The 691-nt window shown below is 76.4% G+C and carries 1 protein-coding gene; it reads left to right on the top strand.

The window, feature by feature from the left end; genetic code table 11:
• On the top strand, window positions 1-691 hold a 691-nt coding region (locus J7I94_RS10240; protein ID WP_215166680.1), incomplete at both ends, for a hypothetical protein.

Raw genomic sequence — 691 nt, 5'->3', positions numbered from 1 at the left:
CCCCCGTCCCGGCCGCGCCCGAGACGGCTCCCGTTCCGGCCGACCCCGGTGCGACCGCGGAGGTACCCGCGCCGGCCCCCGCCGAAGCCGACCCCCGCAAGCCCGCTCGCCGGCGCCGGATCGTCGCCGTGGCCGGGTGCCTGCTGCTGGCGGCCGCCGTGGCCGGGGGCGTCGGGTACACCGGTGTCGTCGTCGACGGGGCCGACCGGGACGCCGGTGCGCCCGTGTGGGCGTCCGCGAAGGCCGCCGCGGACGAGGAGGAGGCCGAGGCCACCGGGCTGGCCGCCACCCTCGTGCCGTACCGGCCCGACGGCTGGACGCGCGGCCCCGACCTCGGGGAGTTCGGCTCCGACACCGTACTCAGCGGCGCCCAGGCGACCGCCCTGCGCAAGGAGTCGCTGCGCGGACTGCCCCGTTCGGAGCGCCGCCGGCTGGAGAAGGAGATCGACCGCCGTCCCGTGGCCGGCATGGCGATGCGCAGCTACGTCCGCACGCCGGCCTTCGACGAGGGCGAGAAGGGCTCCGTCACGACCGGCATCGTGCTGGCGCAGATGGAGAGCCGGGCGGCGGTCCGGGACACGTCGACCGTGCAGAACGATTTCTTCGCGTCCCTGGACATCTTCCGCGAGGGCCCGCGGATCAAGGGCCACACCAACGCCCGGTGCTTCCTGCCGCCGGCCGATTCCGACGA

This window comes from Streptomyces sp. ISL-12 (genome assembly GCF_018614415.1).
Lineage (GTDB): Bacteria > Actinomycetota > Actinomycetes > Streptomycetales > Streptomycetaceae > Streptomyces.
This window is presented reverse-complemented; position numbering and strand designations above follow the sequence as displayed.